Genomic DNA, 1,507 nt, shown 5'->3' on the forward strand with positions numbered 1-1,507 from the left:
TGGAGACCCCAGAAAATTCTGTGTAATCGACAGGAATCGATAGGTTAAGGTTTCCTGACAAAGTCAAGAATATGATCAAGATATTTACGATAAAGGAGTCAGGAAGCTATGCAGCCAGCACCGCAGGAATTGTTGAAGCAATATGTACAGAGCCAGCACTTCACCAGCACGGCAGACATCATGGCGGCGATGAAAGAGATGTTCCGAGATGTCATCCAGCAAGTGATGGAAGTGGAAATGGACGAGGAATTGGGGCGGGAGCGCTGCCAGCGGGCAGCCGCGGAAAACAGCTCTCCCAACTACCGCAACGGCTATTCTCAGAAGACGGTCAAGACCCAGCTGGGGGAGATCGACATCAGGGTACCCAGAGACAGGAAAGGCAATTACGAGCCGAAAATCATTGAAAAGTATGACCGCAATGCCGAGGGCATGGAGGACAAGATACTTGCCCTGTACGCCTGTGGGATGAGTCAGCGGGACATTGCCGAGCAGATCAAGAGCCTGTACGATGTGGAGATTTCCCCGGAACTGGTGAGCAAGATCAGTGAAAAGATCATGCCGGAGGTGACCGCCTGGCAGAACCGGCCGCTGGAGCCGGTCTATCCCTTCGTGTTCATGGACGCCATCCACTACAAGGTGAAGGAGGATCACCGCTATGTAACCAAGGCGGCCTATGTGGTGCTGGGCATCTCCATGGATGGCCGGAAGGATATCCTGGGCGTCTGGATCGGGGCGCATGAGAGCAGCAAATTTTGGCTGAATGTGTTGAATGACCTGAAAAGCCGGGGTGTTTTGGATGTGTATCTGTTCTGCACTGACGGTCTGTGCGGCATAATGGATGCCATCCGGGCGGTCTATCCCAAGAGCTGTCTGCAGCGGTGTATCGTCCACCAGATCCGCAGTTCCACCCGGTATGTCAGCTATAAAGACATCAAAAAGGTCGTCGCCGACCTGAAGAAGATATACACCGCCGTTACCCTGGACGAGGCGGAAGAGAACCTGCGCCGGTTCTCCGATGCCTGGCACAGGCAGTACCCCTCCTGTGTCAAGAGTTGGGAGGATAACTGGGAAGTTCTGAGCACGTTCTTTGAATACCCGCCAGAGATTCGGAAAATCATATACACGACCAACATCATTGAGGGCCTGAACCGGCAGTTCCGGCAGATCACGAAAAACAAACCCAGTTTCACCAACGACGATTCTCTGAGGAGGATGCTCTACCTGGCGTCTCAGCGGATCGTGAAGCACTGGCACGCCAGATGTCAGAATTGGGATCTGGTGCTCAGCCAACTGCAGATCCTCTTCGCCGACCGCGGCGTGGGCTGATCCCCTTCCCTTAGCATTTCCGGGAGGGCGGTACGGCATTCACGCCGCAAGCGGCGCGCATACCGTCCCACCTCTCCCGGAAAAGCTGTTATCAAGGGGAATAAGCCCCTATCATGCACATTGCAAATGCGATATTCTTGAGTTTGTCGAAAACCGCTTACACAAAATTTTCTGCCGTGCC

Annotated in this window: 1 protein-coding gene; it reads left to right on the forward strand. The window is 53.7% G+C overall.

Annotated features, from left to right (window positions below; all coding sequences use genetic code 11):
* Window positions 1–108: 108 nt before the first annotated feature.
* The gene (locus H7U37_RS14810) at window positions 109–1,326 is read left to right on the forward strand and encodes an IS256 family transposase (protein ID WP_204876904.1); all 1,218 of its coding nucleotides are present in this window, start codon (window positions 109–111) and stop codon (window positions 1,324–1,326) included.
* Window positions 1,327–1,507 lie beyond the last annotated feature (181 nt).

The sequence above is a fragment of the Pseudoflavonifractor phocaeensis genome, from assembly GCF_016901735.1.
Classification (GTDB): Bacteria; Bacillota; Clostridia; order Oscillospirales; family Oscillospiraceae; genus Pseudoflavonifractor_A.

Coding starts and splice junctions, on each gene's coding strand:
- H7U37_RS14810 (WP_204876904.1), top strand. CDS start 109: ATGCAGCCAGCACCGCAGGAATTGTTGAAGCAATATGTACAGAGCCAG.